We start from the raw sequence: 19,242 nt of genomic DNA on the forward strand, positions 1-19,242 counted from the left end.
CATGTACAAGAACAATTGAAGATGAAAGAACTGTCAAGGTTGGTAAAGGTTTCGACCTTTAAACTATTTGAACATGATACACATCTGTCGCATTTCGTGGAATATTTTTAATAAAGAATCCTCCCGGTTGTGGGATTTGTTCAACTAAGTCGAATGAAGTACAGGACTTCGGCAGCGCTGTAAAAATGAGAATAAAGTTGTGAATACTGTTATCTGGTAAAACTGTCCAAAGAGGAGCAATCGAAATATTTTCCGCATGCACCAACGGGGATTTCGCACCTGAGGCATGATCCACCAGAAAAGTTGTTTTCCAGATCCGGATCAGCGCATCTCGGTTTGTGTTATCAAACGAACAATGAACGTATACATAAGAATCTTCAAGCGTTGAAGGTTCTATCGACGCCAACACCTCATCTCCGACTGCAGGTTTAACTATTACCGGCGGATCCTGAATGATTGTCTTAGAAGCATTTGTCATGTTACTATGAGTTTCTTGCTACCCGTTAAGCGTAGAGGTTGTATCCTGATGACCCGTGTCCATGACAGGTCTGATATCCTTTATCCTCAACAGTCTATTTTAAAAGTTGTTTGTGAAGGAAGGCTTTATTCTCAGACCACGATGGACCCATGACTTTGCTCTTTCACATCCCATCGGCGTATTTTTTTTGTCACTCCTCGGCAGTGTTTTGTGCAAGGACGGTCGCCGTCGTTAAATGTCAATGGGTTTTCTCTGATCGCAATCGCTGCACACAATTTGCCATGGCGCGATACTGATGATATGCAGCCTTCCAAATATGTCCTTTCAATGCAGTTTTTTGTTGAGGCTCTTTGTCCAACCCGCCCGAATACCATTCGCCATGTTCGTGGTCGATCAAATTGGTATTGATGTATTGCCACATCTTTTTAAACTTTTCATAATACTGGTGCTCATCATTCGGGAATTGATCAGCCATAATCAGCAATGTGTTTAGACCTTCTGCCTGCGCCCACCAGTTCTTCGTATCTCGGATGATCGTTATATCTGATTTATCTTTGAAATAATAACCTTCGTCATAAAATCCCCCAACCTTATCATCCCATCCGTTGTCCAACGCATGGTCTACCATTTTTTTACCAATTTCAATAGTACGGGTATGATCTTTTATTCCCACTGCGTGCGAAGCCTCCAACATAAGGTAGGCTGTTTCAACATCGTGCCCGAAAGAGACATGATCCAAATTGTGATGCTTCATGATGACCGCTTCGCTGGAGTCACGGAAAGAGACAGGTGTCCAATCAGGTTGAAAAAACAATACGAGTGAGCCTTTGTCATTGACGATCGTATCACGAATTAATGTCAGCATTTCTTTTACCCTTTCGGCAACAAGGCTATCAGGCCACACCTGGTATAGTTCAGTAAATGCTTCAAGCAGGTGGATGGAGCTGTTCTGATCTTTGTACCCGGTTTCCTGCGTAGACGCTACAGTGTTATCTCGCTTTATAACAGAACCATCCATTTTCATGTGTTGAAAATATCCTTTATAGACAGGATCATGGCTATGCTTTTCCAACCACATAAATGCATCCTTTGCTAATTCTAGTGCGCTTGTATCGCCTGTCGCATGATAGTAAGCCGCCAAGGCGTAAATGCCGAAGGAATTTCCATAAGCAGTTTTCTCTTCGGTCGCGCCACTCTTTACATTTCCCTGACGATCCACCAGCTGATGAAATCCTCCATTGGTTTTATCCCACATAACGTCCTTCAAAAATTTAAAACCATGGCTGGCACATTCTTTAAAATGAGGCTGATCTTGGTATACCTCGGAAGCTTTGGCGCTCGTCCAGACATGACGCGATTGCGAAACGATCATCTTGTCTTGCTCACCTGTAGGCTTAAAATCGAAAGTCCATGTGCTTAGAAAGCCGCCATATTCTTTATCCATTGACGCCGGATACCATTTGTTCAACAATTCAGTGGTGATTGATTTTTCTATAGCAGTAGCAAGTTCTGCTCTGTCATTAGATTTTTCACTGGCGCACGACAATACAAAAATTACTGGAAGGAAACGGAACGCTTTTTCGATTTTATACTTTAACATAAGGCGAGGTTGGTAAGAGAAAATTATTCTAATGGGCTTACTTTAAAAAACAGTTTTATTCCTTAACTATTTTATCACGGACTAGCAAATTACCCGACTGTAGTATAATAAAATATATACCGGGCTGAACCTGTTGCATAACCTGCGTCAACGTAGCCTCCACATCGGAAATCCTGCTTTTAAATTGGCCGACTGCCCCGCCGATTCCATTTATAACCTGGACGTAGATTTCGCTTTTGGTTTCAGGAAGTGCATCTGAATTTACATAAACGGTGCCTTCCGTTGGACTGGGGTAAATCACCTGTGAAATCTCAACAGGATTAAAGATTCCAGTTGTAATAGACGTTGACCCTACTAAGTTACCTCGACTGACATTTAGCCCGTTACCCGAGAATGTAAGTGAACCAGAAACATATTCCACTGGCTGATCGGGTACAAACCTAACAAACAAGGGCTGCCCGGCTGCGGCCTGTGCTTCCGTAAGCATTACATTGGAAGAGAAATCAGAATTGTTTAACGACACTTGGAATTTATCTGAAACCGATACTGTGATATTACCAAAACCTGAAACATGAACTTCGATTTCTTCTGCCTCGGATGCGGTTCCTACCACAACATCCTCAAATTTGAAATCGAAAACGGGAATATCAATCAGGGCATCTGAAATTTTCCAATTGTCAATCAACCAACGGGATGCCTGAGCCTCAGAAGATGTGTACACAAATGCGAAATAAATGTTCGGATCCTTCGGTATTTCAATCCCGGATGACAGCGTCCATTGCCGTGTATCGCCTGAAGGAAAATGACCGTCGATGTTGATCCACGTTGCGTCAGCAGGCGAACCTTGGCCAATGTAATTGGTGGAATATTTAAGCGCTAACGGAAAGCCTACACCCATTGTATAAGATTCGAATGAAATCATTGGTATGTAGGCAAATGATGATAAATTATTCTTTGGCGTTATTAACCAGTCTTCGTTCTCAGTGTTATTGTTCAAGGACCCATCCATGCGAAGTACTTTATTGTCAGAGGCTGTTCGCCCCGCTGCAGTATTGTCTCGATCGATCAATTCCCAGGTATGATATCCTTCTATGCTTATTTCTTGCCAACCGGTTTCTTCAAGGTTCGACAACCCATCAAAACTTCCGGCAGCAGGATTGTACGCTATACCTGACAACTTAACTTCAAGGTTTGCCGCATTCGCAGAAGTGTGAATGATTTCGCCTTCATGGAAACCAGCTTCTCCACCTGGCAAAAACTTTACATAAACTGTTTGAACCAAGCCGCTTGAAAAGCTGGCTGCAGGAAATGTAATTTCATTGGAATAGGTATTATTATCTTTAGAAACCAGGAAATTTCCAAATGCATTTATCTTGACATCTGCGGTCAGGTGAAAAGCCTTTAAAAGAAATTGAAGTGATTTAGATTCTTCGTCTTTATTTACAGCGACGAAATTAATTTCACCAGGGGTAGCTATTAATGTGGGTAATTCGAGTCCCGCGGTTTCCACATCGATCTTTAGAATAGAAGTCACTTTGCCATCATAAAATTCGCCCATAAAGTAAACATCATAGTCGGTACTGGGACCAAGATCAGTCACCGGTGTTTCGCTGGACCATGGATAGATGAACTTCCCCTTCTTTAAGGTGGACACATCGGGAGCAGGTGAACCATCCATTTGAATTACATAATAGATCCTTGTTAAATCTGCTTCCGAAAAGGTGTTAATGACAAATGAACGATCCGTAATAGATGTGATCTCTGGCGGACTAGTAAAATTTATGTCGTAGGGATTAATCGTTATCTGATTTCCTTGTGTAAAATTGTTAGCATAATTTGTTTCAGTGACTTCTCTGCTATAATTAACCTCAAGGAAAACATGCCACGTGCCTGCGGGTAGGTATCCTCCAGGTGAAGCAGCCGTATATTCTCCATTCTTTGGAACCGACGCATTTGGTCCGATAGCTTGAGCAGGTACATTTTCAAAAGGGATGACAACAAAAAGTTGATCATCCTCACCCATCACCTCATCATTGGAGAAAAATATTTTTAAACCGTACCCTTGGGTAGAAGATGTTCCTGCATTCTTTAACGTAAAGCTGTATTGCAGATGCTTCTCATCGCTTGAACTCACTGTAAAGTTTTCTGTGGATAAATCAATGGTCTGCGCCTGCAACTTCAACGTTGTTACAAGCAACAACACGAAAAAGGATTTTTTCATAGACGGGAATACTGTTCACATGGAAAGCCATAGTAAATATAGCATCCTTAAAATGATTCATGTAACAGTCGATGAAATTAATTCATTTAATCATTGCAAGATGCAACGCTGCGGGCAATTCCAATTATCACAGATGATGTAAGCAGAAAGCGACAGCCACAACCCCGTGAGAAATTTTCAGAGCAAAGCAAAGATTCAATAAAATGCTTCGGTAAAGTATACCATCACAGTTCATTATTTTTCACAGCTGCTTCGTCTGTTGCAGCGCCAAGTGTACCCAGCGAAAGCCGCGATTCACTTTCAAATCCTTTTTTTATTTCATTGCCAGCGCCAATCACTTCCGGCAAAAGTTTATTAACGAGGCTCATCAACACATTCATCCAACCGGGAGCGAAACCTTGTAATATCGTCGCGGCTTTTGCTGTTGCCGAAAGAATAGCCTCCGATTGTCCTTGCTCCAATGCATCAATAATTTGTTTGGCGGCAGCCTCGGCAGATTGGGAAAGTAAAGGCGATGAATCAGACAATTTGAACCACGCGTACTCCGCTTCATGATCTCCCTTCACCAAAGCATTTCCGGGACTCCCGGTTCGCATGAGGTTTGGCACCACCGTTGTAACCAAAATGTTATCTTTTTTCAATTCTGCATGCATGCCTTCCGATAAGCCTACCAATGCAAACTTGCTCGCCGTGTAGGGAAGCAGGTGGGGCACGGCAACCTTTCCTCCTATCGATGTTATGTTCACAATTCTTCCTCCGCCTTGTTCCTTAAAGTAAGGTATTACAGATAGCATGGTATATAGTGCGGACCAAAAATTTGCTTTCATCGCTTGCTCATATTCGTTCACTCCCATGGTTTCTTGTGGTCCTATCTGAATCAATCCCGCATTATTGATGAGCACGTCTAATCGTCCATAATGCTCCAGGACGTCAATGATCATCGCCTGAACCTGTCTTTGATCAGTCACATCAACGGTCATCGAAATCACTTCTGCTCCCAGCCCTTCAAGTTCTATGTGCGCCTGCCCGAGCTGTTCGGGAGTGCGTGCACAAATAGCTAATCTCGCACCCTTCGCTGCAAGCTGTCGTGCCAACACCAAACCTAAACCACGCGAGCCACCGGTCACAAGAACTACTTTACCCTTAAGGTCGTATCGATTTAAGGTTTTGTAAATTGTATTGGCAATCATGAATGTGCCTGCCCCGATGGCGGCCCACTTCATTACGTTCTGGAGTGTTGTGTTTTTATTTTCGGATGCCATAACTGATGAGGGTTAAACCTATCATACCCCTACAAAAATGGGCCAAAAAAAAGTGACCATTTACCGTTAAATAAAAGCTCAAATGAATGAAGGCTCGCAATATTTTTAACCTAAAGACCGTGTCAGTGCATACTACACGAACTGAGGTGTGGATGTTTGTACACAACTGTTAGTCGTAAAAATCCTGGAGCGAGGCGAAGTACACTGTATTCCAACCATCGACGATGTCTTCATAATCGTCGTCGGGAATATTGGTGTGACGCAGTTCGACGGATGTTCCTTGTGCGTGCGCATGAAGTTTTATCGTAACGATAGAAGCTTCCTGTTGATCACCAAAATGCCATTGCTGCACAATCTTCTTTCCCTCTTCAAAAGAAATATTTTTACCGGTAATACTTCCATCCCATAAAGAAAATTCCGAACCAGGTTCAGTCGACATTTCGGCTGGCTCGCCGGACCAAAGATGAATGGTAGCGGGGGTGGTTAAAGCGAGGTATACTTCTTCTGGCGTGGCAGAAATAATGTAATATTTTTTAAAGTCTTTCATGTGGATTTGGTAATGGTCATTGTCAAGACTAAAATTCAAAGTATAATATCGGTGGAGCGAAGCGTTTGTTGTCATTCTTCATGATCGATGCAACGTTTCGTCTATACTCCCTCTTACTGGTATTAACGTCGCTACGAAGCTTATTAATTTCATAATTTGATTTTTTCATTAGATATTACTCCCTAAATCAACAATTCCGTGTACATAACTTATATCATCATTGGTGTTACTGTTGCTGTCAGCATGTTAGCGTTTAGCAGACCTGTTATGTTTGCTGAATTAATGATGAACCCGCACAAAATAAGTACACAAGGACAATATTACCGATTTATTACCTCGGGATTTATCCATCAGGACCATATGCATTTAATTATGAACATGTTTTCGTTTTATTTCTTTGGCCGGGTGATCGAACACATATTTGCCGGAATTTTCGGTGCCTGGGGCGCCGTCTATTATATTGCCTTATACCTCCTTGCAATTATTGTTTCAGATATACCCAGTTATTTAAAAAACAGAAATAATCCGCGATACAATTCTCTGGGTGCATCAGGTGGAGTGGCGGCTGTCATTTTCGCGTCGATTATATTCCAACCTCTTCAATATATCTGTATATTTATTGCATTCTGTCTCCCCGGTTTTATACTAGGAACAGCTTACATCATTTACTCTTATTATCAGGGGAAGAAAGCCAACGACAACATCAATCACGACGCCCATCTCTATGGAGCTTTATTCGGGTTTTTGTTTTGCGCCATCATGTATCCCGCCTCCATACCTAATTTTTTCAAGGAGATTATGGCTTGGCGCATATTTGATTAAGTTCGTTTACAGAGCTGACCGTCTGATTTGATGCGTAGGATGTGATTATTCAAATTGAACACCGAATCTCGAACACCGAACAAGGAATGATGAAGTGGCTGGCTTAACGTGCCCACCATAATGTTTATCATCCGTGAGCAATATCGTTTTACTACCTGAAATCTATCAAAAGCAGCGTCCGATCGACATTCGATATTCGATGTTCCTTGTTCATTATTCTTTCTGTTATTCAATGAGCACCGAATATTGAACACCGAACAAGGAATGATGAAGTGTCTGACTTAACGTGCCCACCATAATGTTTATCATCCGTGAGCAATATCGTTTTACTACCTGGAAATTTATCGAAAGCAGCGTCCGATCGACATTCGATATTCGATGTTCCTTGTTCATTATTCTTTCTGTTATTCAATGAACACCGAATATTGAACACCGACGAGGAATGATGAAGTGTCTGGCTTAACGTGCCCACCATAATGTTTATCATCCGTGAGCAATATCGTTTTACTACCTGGAAATCCGTCGAAAGCAGCGTCCGATCGACATTCGATATTCGATGTTCCTTGTTCGTTATTCCTTTCTGTTATTAAATGAACACCGAATATTGAACACCGAACAAGGAATGATGAAGTGTCTGACTTAACGTGCCCACCATAATGTTATCATCCGTGAGAAACATCGTTTTACTACCTGGAAATCTATCGAAAGCAGCGTCCGATCGACATTCGATATTAAATGTTCCTTGTTCATTATTCTTTCTGTTATTCAATGAACACCGAATAATAAACACCGAACAAGGAATGATGAAGTGTCTGTCTTAACGTTCACACGTTATAATATTTATCATCCGTGAGCGATATCGTTTTATTCCGTAGAAATCTCTCGAAGCAGCATCCGATCGTTATTCAATATTCGATATTCCTTGTTCGTTATTCCTTCCATTCCTTGCTCATTATTCCTTTTATTCCTTCTTCGATTTATCCACTAGAATCTATCCAAGTTCCTCAACCTCCCGCTGATAATCATACTGCAAGTCCTCCGGTAACTGAGCCAATACTGCTTTAATTTTTTTTACCTGTTGTTCATTCATATTGTATAACACGGTACTCGAACGCAACGGTATCCCTGCTTCCTTTACTTTCATGCAAAAATGTAATCGCAGTTCGAGTTCAGTTTTTTTGTTCCCGGAATACTTGATCTGCTTATTGGTAAATCTTAAAATCTTACGCAGACTTTTTTTGATGAAATAAACATTACCGGTTGGTAGCGAACGAAACATGTCATCCATCTCAGCTTTGACGTGAGTTATATATCCATCCTCATCATGTCCTTCAAACAACAGGTACGTTAGCAGCTCTTTGTTCTCTTTTTTATATTTTGCCAGACGCATACAAAGCTCTTGAACGGTTTTTGAATCCAGTTCGGCCAGTTCGCGTTTGATCTCATTTATGGATGCTGCTTTCATTTGCGTTCATTCAATAAAACTTTACCTTCCAGGAACGCGTCCATAGTTCCTCCCTGCCAATCTTCTCAATACCTTCTTTGGTAGTTAACTGCTGATCATGGTTTTCGGAGTCTGCAAGACCACACCACGGTTCAATACAAACAAAGCTCGCCTGCTTCGCGGCCCATATGCCAAGGTATGGAAAACCGTCAAAACTAAAATCCAATCCGTGGGCATGACTGCCTGACCGAATGGAGACAATATTCGATTTTAAGTTTTTAAAAACTAAGGCATCTTCTTTGAAAAGATCATGATGTAATTTCAGAATGGCACTGTTATTTAAAAATGGCGTAGGCTGCTCTTTAATCAGTCCTTCCGCATTGATCGGCCACCGCGGCGCATTCTCAGTCTCACTAAATTCCAGGTAGTAATCTTCGTATGCTGTTCCCGCCGTTAGCGGAACTTTGAAGGCAGGATGACCTCCAATAGAAAAATACATTAACTCCCGGCCTTTGTTCCGCACCTCGTAGGTAACTTCCAACGAATCGCCCATCACTTGATATATCACTCTCAGCTCAAAACCGAAAGGATATTTCTCGCTTGTGGAGTCTGTGCTTGACAATGAAAAAACCACAAGATCTTTCTTCTGTTCTACAATGCCGAAAATTTGGTCGCGGGCAAATCCATGGCGACTTAAGGAATAAATTTTTTCCTGGTACAAATAAATGTTTTCTTTTAGGGTTCCTACAATCGGAAATAAAATAGGTGAAGTCTTTCCCCAAAAGGCCGGATCACCGCTCCACATATATTCTAGTCCGGTCAGCTTGTTTACAACGCTTTTTAACTCGGCTCCCTTTGCAATTATTTCTACCTGCAAATAGTCATTTTCTAAAAATGCATTCATTTAAATGTCGGATATTTTTTTTTCGCTATACTACAACCATTAATGGAATAGTGTCATACTATTCAAGCCAATATTTGTAATCTCAAAGAAGATTACTGCGCAGCGGCACAGCTACAACTACCGATCAAAGTTAATTTCACACGGAGTGAATGTTTTCACTGTGCATTGTGTCCGAAGTTTTCCATATTTAGTAATGCGTTTATTATCCAGTACAATTTAAAAACCGAGCCCATGAACAGAAGAGACTTTATCGCAACGACAAGCATGGCTGCTGCAGCCTTAAGTTTGGCACCCGACGTATTAGCCGCTTCGAAAAAAAATAAACTTCCCCGATGGAAAGGTTTTAATCTTTTGGACTTCTTTTCTCCCAATCCAAACAATGCTAGACAAGGAACCTCGGAAGATCACTTTCGGTGGATGCAAGATTGGGGATTTGATTTCGTCAGGATACCCATGGCCTATCCAGCATATCTCAACATCGATAGAACTAAAAACATCACACCGGCGGATGTATATAAAATTGACGAGCAAGCAGTGGATCGTATTGACAACCTGGTTACGATGGCGCATAAATACAATATGCATGTGAGCCTTAATCTTCATCGTGCACCAGGATATTGTATTAACGCAGGATTTTACGAACCCTACAATTTGTGGAGAGACCAGGAAGCACTCGATGCCTTTTGCTTCCATTGGAACATGTGGGCCAAACGTTATAAAGATATTTCTTCAAAAAAGATAAGTTTTGATTTGGTCAACGAACCGAGTATGCGCGAAGACATGAATGACCAACATTCAAAACGGAGTACGGTTCCTGGTGACCTTTATCGCAAAGTTGCTAAGGCCGCAGCGGATGCTATCCGCAAAGAAAACAAAAAACACCTTGTCATTGCCGACGGAAATAATGTTGGCAATACCGTAATTCCCGAAATTATTGATCTCGACATTGCACAAAGTTGCAGAGGATACAACCCTGGAATTATTTCACACTATAAAGCGCCTTGGGCACATAAAGATCCTGCTAATCTGCCCGAACCAAAGTGGCCCGGCCAGGTAGGTGAACAATACCTCAGCAAAAAAATGCTGGAAGATTATTACAAGCCCTGGATTGAGCTGACAAAAAAAGGTGTGGGTGTTCACTGCGGCGAATGTGGCTGTTGGAATAAGACACCGCACGAAGTTTTTCTGGCCTGGTTCGATGACCTGTTAAGTATTCTGCATGAAAACAAAATTGGATTCGCACTTTGGGAATTTGCGGGTGACTTCGGCGTTCTGAACTCCCGTCGAGAAGATGTCGTCTATGAGGATTGGCATGGACATAAACTGGACCGTAAGCTTTTGACGCTTCTACAAAAGTATTGACGATGTCTCACAAAGACACAGTTAGGCTACAGCATGCGAAGTGGCTAGTGCTACTCGATTCCTTCCACAAGAATCAACTTTGACTTCGACGCGGATTGTCGAATGGCCTTTGCTGGTGCATATGCGGCAGATGACCACCAGTCTTTTGCTTTTTGTTTGCTGGGAAATTCGATAATAACAACCCGACCTGGATCCCAATCACCTTCAAGCGTTTCCACAGCTCCGCCACGGGCAATGAATTTTCCCCCGAAAGGTTGTAACGAGGCCGGTGTTAATTTCTTATAATCTTCGTAAACGACTGGATTCGTGATGGTCACATCCACTATGATGTATGCTTTCATTTGATGAATAAATAAAACCTTCCCGTAAGTTTAGAAACTTTCAGGAAGGTTTGGATTGCGAAACCAAATTTTATTTAGCCGATGCGTCGGCTGCTGGTGAAAACTTAACAACCGTATTTGAAATTGGCTTTACCGTTTTCAGATAAGTGTAAATCGCAGAAAGATCATTTTCGCTCATATGAGCATACATGGTCCAGGGCATCGGAGTATTAAAGTCATTAGGGCCGGTAGAAGGAATGGTATACGCCGAATCCGCATACTGTTTGAAACGCTCAATAAATTGCTCGCGTGTCCATTTGCCTATTCCTGATTCCGCATCTTGCGTCAAATTTGCCGAACGAACCACAGCACCATTAGGGAATTGAAATTCGCGTCCGCCGCTATAAGCTTGTTCTTTGATAATTTGACCCTTGTCGACCTGGGTATGACATTCGATGCAAGCGGCTGCATTTGAAAGATAAGCACCATAGGCCAGCTGGTCCGTTGTGTCAGGCTTGGATTGAAAATTTGCGGGCTGCGGGATTGTATTGATAATGATATTCATAGGAAAATCCGAAACGGATTCTGGAATCGTACTCTCGATTGGTTCCAGGCTTCGGATGTATGCAATGATGTCATAAATATCTTCGCGATCCATTCTACCATAATATGGGTACGGCATAAGCGGAAACATCGCTCTTCCTTCCTTTGTCACACCTGTGGTGATCACTCTGAAGAGTTCACCGTCAGTATATCGTTTTATTCCGAAGGGAGTTATATTCTTCGCATAGTATACCCCTGGCAACCCGGCATTCTGATCAAACCGGTCACCCCCCTTACCTAACGTGCCTTCCGTGGGTGGCCCGGAAAATTTACTCCAATCTCTGACCGCATGACAATCCATACACACCGTTACGGAGTGTGCCAGATATTTTCCACGCGCAATTCGTTCCGGGGTGATCTCAATAGTGAGTTCTTCAGGTTCACCTACATTAGGAAGGGCAGTTTTAACATAGGCGATAATTGATCCAATCAATACAATAATGCCCAATAGGACAAAGCCTAAAATCTTGACGAGTTTCATAGGAAAGTGGTTTGGTTTGGTCTGGTTAACCACGAAGTTAATTCAAAAAAACCACCACTAAAAAAGTGACTCAAAAATAAATTTGGCCCCACGTACTTCCATAATTCTAAAACGATGCTTAGGCAAGCCTCGGTTTGTAGCTATGGCGGATTGCTTTTTTTGCAAGTGGAACGTGTTGAATTTCGGCGGCCGTAATTTTTTGAAGAATAACCGACAGAATCAAGCTGAAAAGCACAAAAGCAACAAATAATATAAACCCAGGCTGCAACGAAGTTTCATTGGTGGAGATACTGGCCAATGATTCCGTTTTCATATTCAGATTTGTAAGCTGACTGTCAAGGATGCCCTTGAATCCGATATAAGCCATAAAAATTGCCACAACATTCACGTCGGCCATACTCCACTTACCTGATTTGAAAGCAAAGAATTGGATCACTTTATTGGTCCGCCACTTTTCATTTCCCAATAAATAAAACTTTGTGGCTAATAATTTTCCTACCGGAAAAACTATGCTGAATAGCAGTATAAGTATGCCCACAACTGCAGAATCAAATTTGCCGGTCTCAATCAAAATGCGAACTACATCTACAATACTTTTACTTTGAAAAAATATCACCTGGTCATGAAAGGAAATTTTCTCCCCAATAAGCAAAAAGCTCAACTCTTTGATGCGGGCATCTATCTCAATCATTGGCGAAGTGAGCCCAACAAATAAAATAATAAACGTTAATGATACAGAAAGTACAAACAGACCTGTATGCAGTGTTTTTTGATTTCTCAATACCCACCACATTACCAAAAAGAATAACATGATTCCCAACATCACATAAGTGAAAAAATATGTTTGTTCTTGAAGATCATCTAGGATAGCGGTAGCTGTACCGTTAAAACTCGCGACATCTGGCGAATCATATTTTGCGAGAATACTGTCACTTCGGCTGATGTCATTAGCACTATCGTATGTGATTGTCCCAAACTCCTCCAGCTTGCTGCGAGCAATAAACTTCATCTTCTCCTTATTCTTTGGTTTTTTCAATTCTTTCACAATGGTCTCTGAAAATTCAGGCACACGTGCATGAATCTTTTCTTCATTTACCAATGCCTTGACAGCGAACTTTTTGATTTTGCCACCAATGGTTTTTTGTTTCTTGTCAACCAGGCTGTCGGCTTTATCTATTACAGCATGCAACACTTGTGAAACCTCATATTTTAGAGCTTTCTCCTGCTCGGGTGTAAATTCAAAATCATCGATGCGATGTGTAACAACATTAACGATGTGATCGCGCCAGGCGTTTACAGAAAGTATTCCGTAGGTAATGTTATTGAGGATGCTATAATCCTTTTTTATATCAGCACGTTGGCCTGATAGCGTATGAACTTGGAACCCGCTCCAGGCAGCAAGGGCCAAAAGAATCACTCCAAAGAAAATTAAGAGTGAACGTTTTAGAATGGTCATAAAGTAATTTCTCAACCATACGATTACAATCTATATGCCCTGAAAAACAATTTGAAATCGGTTCCTAGCAACGGATTACACAGCGCAATTGGGGAATTATTTACTCAATAAGGAAAAAGATGAGAACATACGGACTCATTTTACGATAAGCTACCCAATTTTTTTAAGGCCTTTTCGATATTTATTCCTTTGTCCAGTACTCCCTTAAAAAGGTCTCCCTCGCTTTTTATTCGCTCCATTGCATTGCGGATATTAAAATCTCCGATCTTCAGACCTTTCTTAACCTCCTCCCAATGCAACGGCATAGATACTGAAGCGCCGGGTTTAGGCCGTAATGAATATGGAGCCGCGACCGTGGCTTGCGGACGATTTTGAAGAAAATCGAGATACATCCTTCCATTCCTTTCCGAAATTTTCCTTTCAATGGTTGTTAATTCCGGGAGCTGTTTTTGAATCCAGGTTACAAGGGCTCTGGCGAATTCCTTAGACTCCTCATACGTATATTTTGCTTCTAACGGAATGTACACGTGCAGTCCGGTTGATCCGGATGTTTTGCAAAATGATTCGACACCGATGGCATCCAGCAACTCTTTGGTTACCTGCGCTACTTCTATTACTTCGTCGAATGTGTTTTTCTTGTCCGGATCCAAATCGATGATACACCAGTCGGGATGGTCTGGGGCTTGCGTTCGGCTGCTCCATGGGTTCATCTCGATACATCCCAACGACGCGATATACAATAGGCTTGCTTCATCTGTGCAGACTAAAAAATTTTTCTGACGGTCATCCCCTTCACTAAAATATTCATAGGTATTAATCCAGGAAGGCACTTTTCCAGTTACGTCCTTTTGGTAAAAACTTGGACCATATATTCCGTTAGGAAATCGATTAAGTGTTTGCGGGCGGTCTTTCATATAAGGCAACATGTAAGGAACTACTTGATAATAGTAATTCAGCATATCACGTTTGGTCGTTTTTTCCTCGGGCCAGAATATTTTGCTCAAGTTTGTAAACTTCAAGTCATGACCTCCTACATTTCGTACCTGGGTTTCATCCGTGGGATTCAACAATGTTTTACGGTCTTGCTTCCTGGGTGCTTTAAGTATTGATTTACGCGTTGGCTCTGCTTCTTCAGCAAGGACGTCGGCGATGGGGACAGGATTCTCGCGCACTACATCCCTGGCTTCTTTATCCTCGCGCAGTCCCTTAAAAGACGGATGACGCATAGAGCCATCGTTGGTGGATGCTCGGTACGTCACTTCTGCAACCAATTTTGGTTTTACCCACACCACTGCTGCTTTCGGGGGATTAGGACGGAACCTGGAAGGCTTATTATATTCCGGTACCTCTTTAAATGGACATTTCTTCGTTTCAAGCGGTTTAAGTTTTTCCAGCAATTCCGTTTGCATTTTCGCATTGAATCCAGTTCCTACAGGTCCGATAAAAATCAGCTCGTTATTTTCATAAACTCCCAACAGCAAAGCACTGAATTTTTTATTGGTGTTCTCATTTTTAGTATAACCTGCAATGACCGCTTCCTGGTGCTTTTCCGTCTTTATTTTTAGCCATTCGCGCGAACGTACATTAGGAGTGTAGAGACTGTTATTTCTTTTTGCGATGATACCTTCTAATCCCATTTTATCTGCCAACTCAAAAAATTCAGTTCCCGTCACCGTGAAATTTTCACTCAGACGCAATACATCATTGTCAGGGAGTATCTTCTCCAAAATTGCCCGGCGCTCTTTTAATGGAACCTGGGTGAGATCATATCCCTCCAACCACAAAATATCAAACAAATAATAAACAAGTTGTCCGTCCGCCTCGCTCCGCCAAACCTGTAAAGCATTAAAATCAGGAACGCCCTTTTCATTTAAAACGGTAATCTCTCCATCCAGTACAACATTTATATTCCAATCCTTTAGCTGATCATAAATAGGATAGAATTTTTTGTTGAAGTCTTTATTGTTGCGCGACCGTATCTCGACACTGCCTTCATGGATATAACTCAATGTCCGGAATCCGTCCCATTTAACTTCATACGACCAATCAGCTTCATCAAATGGTTTATCGACCAACGTTGCAAGCATCGGCTTTACATCTTCCGGCATTTTTGATTTAACTTTTTTGCTTACATCTTTCAGAATATCCTTAGCATCCATATTTTCTTCTTCACCTTTTGATTTTAGCCGACGTCCCGATCCCTTCCTTTTTGTGGTCTTCTTGGGCGTTCGTACCGCGCGCTTGACCGATGAAGAAGATCGATTGCTTTTCCACTGGTTTGCATTTTTATTGGTCGCCATACGTTCAATAGTTTTTCCGGACACCACTGATTTATCTTTTTCCCGAATATCCATTTCAGTTGCGTATTTGTCGCGATGCTTAATAAGCAACCAGGAATTTTCACCTCTGCCCTTCGTTCTAACCAATGCAAATTCTCCTTTGAGCTTTTTACCATGCATCCGGATTTTCATGGATCCGTTTTGAAAAGCCTTCAATAAATATTTCTCTTGGGAAGATTTTTCCCCAACATCCTCCACAGGCTCATATGTACCTTCATCCCAAATTATTACGGTTCCCGCACCGTAGTTGCCTTCCGGAATGATACCTTCGAAATTTTTGTAGTCAAAAGGATGATCCTCAACCAACATAGCTAAACGTTTGTCAGCCGGGTTTAATGAGGGCCCTTTGGGTACGGCCCAGCTTTTTAAAACGCCTTTTAATTCAAGCCTAAAATCGTAATGGAGCCTGGAAGCATCGTGTTTTTGAATTACAAACTGCAATTTTTCACCAATGGCTTTCCCTCCGGTAGGTTCCGGTGTTTCTTCAAACGACCGCTTCTTCTTATATTCAGTTAGTCCCATACGTGCCTATTATAAAATTTTATGCCAATGAGTGATCGATCTAATCTTAAAGATTTTTTGAATTTTAAAAAGACCATTTAATGTAAGTTCTATCCAAAATCTGATCGGATTAAATTGCGCATGTTCAGTAACATTGTGGCTGCTAATTTTTAATCTGATGAAAAATCTGACTGTCTTTGCCCTCGTGCTGGTTAGTATACTCGGCGTTCTTTATATCGGCGCCAATGGATTGATGCAACAATACGCATGGGGACCGTTTTTTATATTTATTGGCGCCTGTGCCACCATCGGTTTTACAATCGATATATTTAATCACTTCCGCCCCAAAAGAACACGTTAAAAGTTTGTAACTGCCGCGAAATCCACTCCTATTTGCTGGCCTGGATTTTTTTAATGGCATAATTTTTAGATCATCCATGATCCTATGGATGATACTACCCTTACAAAAGTTATCGGTATAGCGGCTGGCATATTTACTGCGATATCACTACTGCCCCAGATTGTGAAAGTGATTAGAGAAAAGAAATCACAAGACATATCGATCTTCTATCTTTTGGTTTTGCTTTCGGGATTAATCCTGTGGACAATCTACGGCTTTCGAAAAGACGACATCCCTATCATCGCCACGAATATCTGTTCCATGGTGCTTAATATTGCGATGATTGTATTGGGTATGTTATATAAGAAAAAGAATGTTTAGTCAAAGGAGCGTGTGCTCCACGAAGATGAATTCAAAAATTCCTAATATTTTTTAATGAACCATTCTGCCATCTTTAATCCATACTTCGTCTCCAATTGTTAAGGTTGCATCCGTAAAAAAATTCCACCGCACGTATCCGCCGCTAATTTTCCCGCCAAGCTCCGTATTATCCCCTAGCGACAAACGTATTACGCCGGCACCATATCCATAATACGGAATCCACTGCGGACCTATTTCAGGAACGCCAAGCCACGGATTAAACCCAACAGCCATTTCGCGAAAATATGAAGCAGAAGGCCCCGCCTTTTCTAATTCGGAATGCACCGCCTCTAGGCCTTTGTTGGCTTCCACTTTAACGACTTTTCCTGCCTGGAACTCCATCAACAGACCATCTACCATTGAACCTCCCCACATCATGGGAGGAAATGCAATTTTGCCAGATACACTTTCTTCAAGTGGTGCAACTCGTATGGCACCAGCGGGCAATTCCATTTCACGGTCAATAAGATTACGGGCAGCTTCACTCCTTTTCTTTGATGCATCACCATCCTGTCTCGTAACAGGACGTTCACCAATCATGAATTGAATATCCGTACCCGCAGGTGTTGTGATCCGTATCTTGTTGCTACGCGCTGCTTTTTCAAATGCAATTTGTTGCGCTGACAATTTCTGATAATCCGTTTGAAGCAAAGCCGTCTGATATAATTGATCAAGTTGTTCAGATCTGGGGAGTATCCCGCCATTCATCCTGTAAGCACCAGCCCAATGAAAATGAATTGTTCTGCCGCGTCCGCTACGCAATACTTTTTGCATGGCTGCGTATGGCGCATGCGTAGTGTCTGAGCCCGGAAGCATAATTCCTAAATCAATGGTCATGAAATGATCGGCGAGCGCTTTGCCCGATTTCCCTGACGCTTGGCGGGTAAAATCAGTTACCCATTCCTCCGGCAAGTCGGCCGTGACGCTGAAAGTCCCCAGGTATTCTGCTTTTGCACCGATGATCTTGCGTTTCAGTAGCAGGGAAAGTGTATCGAATAAAGCAGGATTTGCGACCAGGATTACGCGCTCGCCGGGTTGCAATGCAGCACGTTCAATGATCATATCGGACAACGCCTCGTAATTTAATTTCAATTCGTCAGAAGGTACGCTCTCCTTCGTTTCAGTGATCGTTTCCTTGGAAGGTTGACAGGCACTACTTAATAAAATTAAAAGGAAGCAAATCCTGGGCAAAATATTCTTCATACTGTGGGGATAGATGCTCAAGATAAGAATGAAATTGATTATTTGAGAACCACGAAGGCAACCATTGAATCAGAAAAAACATGGGTTAATAAGGTCAGGAACGAATTCAATTTATTGTTTGAATACATCCTGCAAAGAATACGGCAGGCCTGATTAACTAACGATGCAACTACCGGTAATCGGTTTAAAACTTGCAACCGGTCTGCCATGGAAGGTCCGTCATTGGTTATTCTTAAGGAGCAACTACAACCGTTTAAGGGGAAAAAAATCCGGAAGGCATCGGGTTCAACAACGCGCGTTGAAACAAATAAGCTTGTTAATCAAAAGATCATTGATTTTAAATCGTGGGGTAAACATTTCCTTATTGAATTTGAAACATTCTTCCTTCGGATTCATTTCCTGATGTTTGGAAGCTATCGGATTAATGAACAGAAAGAAGCGAAGCCACGTTTGCACTTTGAATTCACAAAGGGCGAACTAAACTTTTATACTTGCTCTGTAATAAGAATTGATGAAAGCGTCAACGATGTATACGATTGGTCGGCCGATGTCATGAATGATCAATGGGACCCCGCTAAGGCCCGAAAGAAAATAAAAAAATTCCCCCTAGCGACGGTCAGCGATATTCTACTGGACCAGAATATCTTTGCTGGGGTAGGAAATATTATAAAAAACGAAGTGCTTTTTCGAATCCGTGTTCATCCGGAAACAACGGTTCAAGCTTTACCTCCACGGAAACTTACCTCGTTAATTACAGAAGCAAGAAATTATAGTTTTGACTTTTACGAGTGGAAAAAAATATTTCAATTGAGAAAGCACTGGCTCATTTACACCAAGCGGAAATGCCCCTCCTGCAAAGGTCCGGTAATTAAACGATACACCGGGATAACCAAAAGGAGAAGCTTCTTTTGTGAAAAATGTCAACAACGGTATGAATAA

17 protein-coding genes are annotated in these 19,242 nt (G+C 41.8%); 5 read left to right on the plus strand and 12 right to left on the minus strand.

Features of this window, described 5'->3' with window-relative positions:
• Nucleotides 1–58 precede the first annotated feature (58 nt).
• The 5 genes from P2W71_RS01435 to P2W71_RS01455 all read right to left on the minus strand — a co-directional run bounded on the left by P2W71_RS01435 (nt 59) and on the right by P2W71_RS01455 (nt 6,108).
• Nucleotides 59–478, minus strand: coding sequence for a hypothetical protein (locus P2W71_RS01435; RefSeq protein WP_276366064.1), 420 nt, complete (start codon nt 476–478; stop codon nt 59–61).
• A gap of 238 nt (nt 479–716) precedes the next feature.
• On the minus strand, nt 717–2,078 hold the full coding sequence (locus P2W71_RS01440) for an AGE family epimerase/isomerase (RefSeq protein ID WP_276366067.1): 1,362 nt from the start codon (nt 2,076–2,078) through the stop codon (nt 717–719).
• A 55-nt stretch (nt 2,079–2,133) separates the two neighbouring features.
• The gene (locus P2W71_RS01445) at nt 2,134–4,299 is read right to left on the minus strand and encodes a choice-of-anchor J domain-containing protein (protein WP_276366070.1); all 2,166 of its coding nucleotides are present in this window, start codon (nt 4,297–4,299) and stop codon (nt 2,134–2,136) included.
• A 224-nt stretch (nt 4,300–4,523) separates the two neighbouring features.
• A complete protein-coding gene (locus P2W71_RS01450; protein ID WP_276366072.1) occupies nt 4,524–5,561 on the minus strand; it encodes an SDR family oxidoreductase in 1,038 nt (345 codons plus the stop codon).
• Between the two features lie 169 nt (nt 5,562–5,730).
• Complete coding sequence (locus tag P2W71_RS01455; RefSeq protein WP_276366074.1) at nt 5,731–6,108, minus strand: SRPBCC family protein; 378 nt, start codon at nt 6,106–6,108, stop codon at nt 5,731–5,733.
• 198 nt (nt 6,109–6,306) lie between these two features.
• On the opposite strand from P2W71_RS01455, the gene P2W71_RS01460 reads away from it, so the two are divergent.
• Nucleotides 6,307–6,930: a rhomboid family intramembrane serine protease gene (locus tag P2W71_RS01460; protein WP_276366077.1), complete on the plus strand. Its 624-nt coding sequence runs from the start codon at nt 6,307–6,309 to the stop codon at nt 6,928–6,930.
• Nucleotides 6,931–7,921: 991 nt separating this feature from the next.
• Here the strand turns inward: P2W71_RS01460 and P2W71_RS01465 are convergent.
• Entirely contained in the window at nt 7,922–8,395 is a 474-nt protein-coding gene (locus tag P2W71_RS01465) for a hypothetical protein (RefSeq protein ID WP_276366079.1), read from the minus strand.
• A gap of 10 nt (nt 8,396–8,405) precedes the next feature.
• Complete coding sequence (locus tag P2W71_RS01470; RefSeq protein WP_276366082.1) at nt 8,406–9,278, minus strand: aldose 1-epimerase family protein; 873 nt, start codon at nt 9,276–9,278, stop codon at nt 8,406–8,408.
• Between the two features lie 231 nt (nt 9,279–9,509).
• Between P2W71_RS01470 and P2W71_RS01475 the strand changes: the two genes are divergently transcribed.
• On the plus strand, nt 9,510–10,640 hold the full coding sequence (locus P2W71_RS01475; RefSeq protein ID WP_276366085.1) for a cellulase family glycosylhydrolase: 1,131 nt from the start codon (nt 9,510–9,512) through the stop codon (nt 10,638–10,640).
• 50 nt (nt 10,641–10,690) lie between these two features.
• On the opposite strand, the gene P2W71_RS01480 is transcribed toward P2W71_RS01475, so the two are convergent.
• From P2W71_RS01480 to ligD, 4 genes are all read right to left on the minus strand, one after another.
• Nucleotides 10,691–10,981, minus strand: coding sequence for a DUF1330 domain-containing protein (locus P2W71_RS01480; RefSeq protein WP_276366088.1), 291 nt, complete (start codon nt 10,979–10,981; stop codon nt 10,691–10,693).
• A 70-nt stretch (nt 10,982–11,051) separates the two neighbouring features.
• On the minus strand, nt 11,052–12,044 hold the full coding sequence (locus tag P2W71_RS01485; RefSeq protein ID WP_276366091.1) for a c-type cytochrome: 993 nt from the start codon (nt 12,042–12,044) through the stop codon (nt 11,052–11,054).
• A 118-nt stretch (nt 12,045–12,162) separates the two neighbouring features.
• The gene (locus P2W71_RS01490; RefSeq protein WP_276366095.1) at nt 12,163–13,500 is read right to left on the minus strand and encodes a paraquat-inducible protein A; all 1,338 of its coding nucleotides are present in this window, start codon (nt 13,498–13,500) and stop codon (nt 12,163–12,165) included.
• A 140-nt stretch (nt 13,501–13,640) separates the two neighbouring features.
• On the minus strand, nt 13,641–16,361 hold the full coding sequence (gene ligD / locus P2W71_RS01495; RefSeq protein WP_276366098.1) for a DNA ligase D: 2,721 nt from the start codon (nt 16,359–16,361) through the stop codon (nt 13,641–13,643).
• 157 nt (nt 16,362–16,518) lie between these two features.
• Here ligD and P2W71_RS01500 point away from each other — a divergent pair, with 157 nt between their 5' ends.
• Together P2W71_RS01500 and P2W71_RS01505 are read left to right on the plus strand one after the other, a co-directional pair.
• The gene (locus P2W71_RS01500; protein ID WP_276366100.1) at nt 16,519–16,701 is read left to right on the plus strand and encodes a hypothetical protein; all 183 of its coding nucleotides are present in this window, start codon (nt 16,519–16,521) and stop codon (nt 16,699–16,701) included.
• 84 nt (nt 16,702–16,785) lie between these two features.
• Entirely contained in the window at nt 16,786–17,061 is a 276-nt protein-coding gene (locus P2W71_RS01505; RefSeq protein ID WP_276366102.1) for a SemiSWEET transporter, read from the plus strand.
• A 51-nt stretch (nt 17,062–17,112) separates the two neighbouring features.
• Here P2W71_RS01505 and P2W71_RS01510 read toward each other — a convergent pair whose 3' ends face one another.
• Nucleotides 17,113–18,303 carry an aminopeptidase gene (locus tag P2W71_RS01510; RefSeq protein WP_276366106.1) on the minus strand — a complete coding sequence of 397 codons (1,191 nt, stop codon included), beginning with the start codon at nt 18,301–18,303 and terminating at the stop codon, nt 17,113–17,115.
• Nucleotides 18,304–18,510: 207 nt separating this feature from the next.
• Here P2W71_RS01510 and P2W71_RS01515 point away from each other — a divergent pair, with 207 nt between their 5' ends.
• Nucleotides 18,511–19,242: a DNA-formamidopyrimidine glycosylase family protein gene (locus P2W71_RS01515; protein ID WP_276366109.1), complete on the plus strand. Its 732-nt coding sequence runs from the start codon at nt 18,511–18,513 to the stop codon at nt 19,240–19,242.

The organism is Chryseolinea sp. H1M3-3 (assembly GCF_029360725.1).
In the GTDB taxonomy this organism is placed as follows: Bacteria; Bacteroidota; Bacteroidia; order Cytophagales; family Cyclobacteriaceae; genus Chryseolinea.

Coding starts and splice junctions, on each gene's coding strand:
- P2W71_RS01435 (WP_276366064.1), bottom strand. CDS start 478: ATGACAAATGCTTCTAAGACAATCATTCAGGATCCGCCGGTAATAGTT.
- P2W71_RS01440 (WP_276366067.1), bottom strand. CDS start 2,078: ATGTTAAAGTATAAAATCGAAAAAGCGTTCCGTTTCCTTCCAGTAATT.
- P2W71_RS01445 (WP_276366070.1), bottom strand. CDS start 4,299: ATGAAAAAATCCTTTTTCGTGTTGTTGCTTGTAACAACGTTGAAGTTG.
- P2W71_RS01450 (WP_276366072.1), bottom strand. CDS start 5,561: ATGGCATCCGAAAATAAAAACACAACACTCCAGAACGTAATGAAGTGG.
- P2W71_RS01455 (WP_276366074.1), bottom strand. CDS start 6,108: ATGAAAGACTTTAAAAAATATTACATTATTTCTGCCACGCCAGAAGAA.
- P2W71_RS01465 (WP_276366079.1), bottom strand. CDS start 8,395: ATGAAAGCAGCATCCATAAATGAGATCAAACGCGAACTGGCCGAACTG.
- P2W71_RS01470 (WP_276366082.1), bottom strand. CDS start 9,278: ATGAATGCATTTTTAGAAAATGACTATTTGCAGGTAGAAATAATTGCA.
- P2W71_RS01475 (WP_276366085.1), top strand. CDS start 9,510: ATGAACAGAAGAGACTTTATCGCAACGACAAGCATGGCTGCTGCAGCC.
- P2W71_RS01480 (WP_276366088.1), bottom strand. CDS start 10,981: ATGAAAGCATACATCATAGTGGATGTGACCATCACGAATCCAGTCGTT.
- P2W71_RS01485 (WP_276366091.1), bottom strand. CDS start 12,044: ATGAAACTCGTCAAGATTTTAGGCTTTGTCCTATTGGGCATTATTGTA.
- P2W71_RS01490 (WP_276366095.1), bottom strand. CDS start 13,500: ATGACCATTCTAAAACGTTCACTCTTAATTTTCTTTGGAGTGATTCTT.
- ligD (WP_276366098.1), bottom strand. CDS start 16,361: ATGGGACTAACTGAATATAAGAAGAAGCGGTCGTTTGAAGAAACACCG.
- P2W71_RS01500 (WP_276366100.1), top strand. CDS start 16,519: ATGAAAAATCTGACTGTCTTTGCCCTCGTGCTGGTTAGTATACTCGGC.
- P2W71_RS01505 (WP_276366102.1), top strand. CDS start 16,786: ATGGATGATACTACCCTTACAAAAGTTATCGGTATAGCGGCTGGCATA.
- P2W71_RS01510 (WP_276366106.1), bottom strand. CDS start 18,303: ATGAAGAATATTTTGCCCAGGATTTGCTTCCTTTTAATTTTATTAAGT.
- P2W71_RS01515 (WP_276366109.1), top strand. CDS start 18,511: ATGGAAGGTCCGTCATTGGTTATTCTTAAGGAGCAACTACAACCGTTT.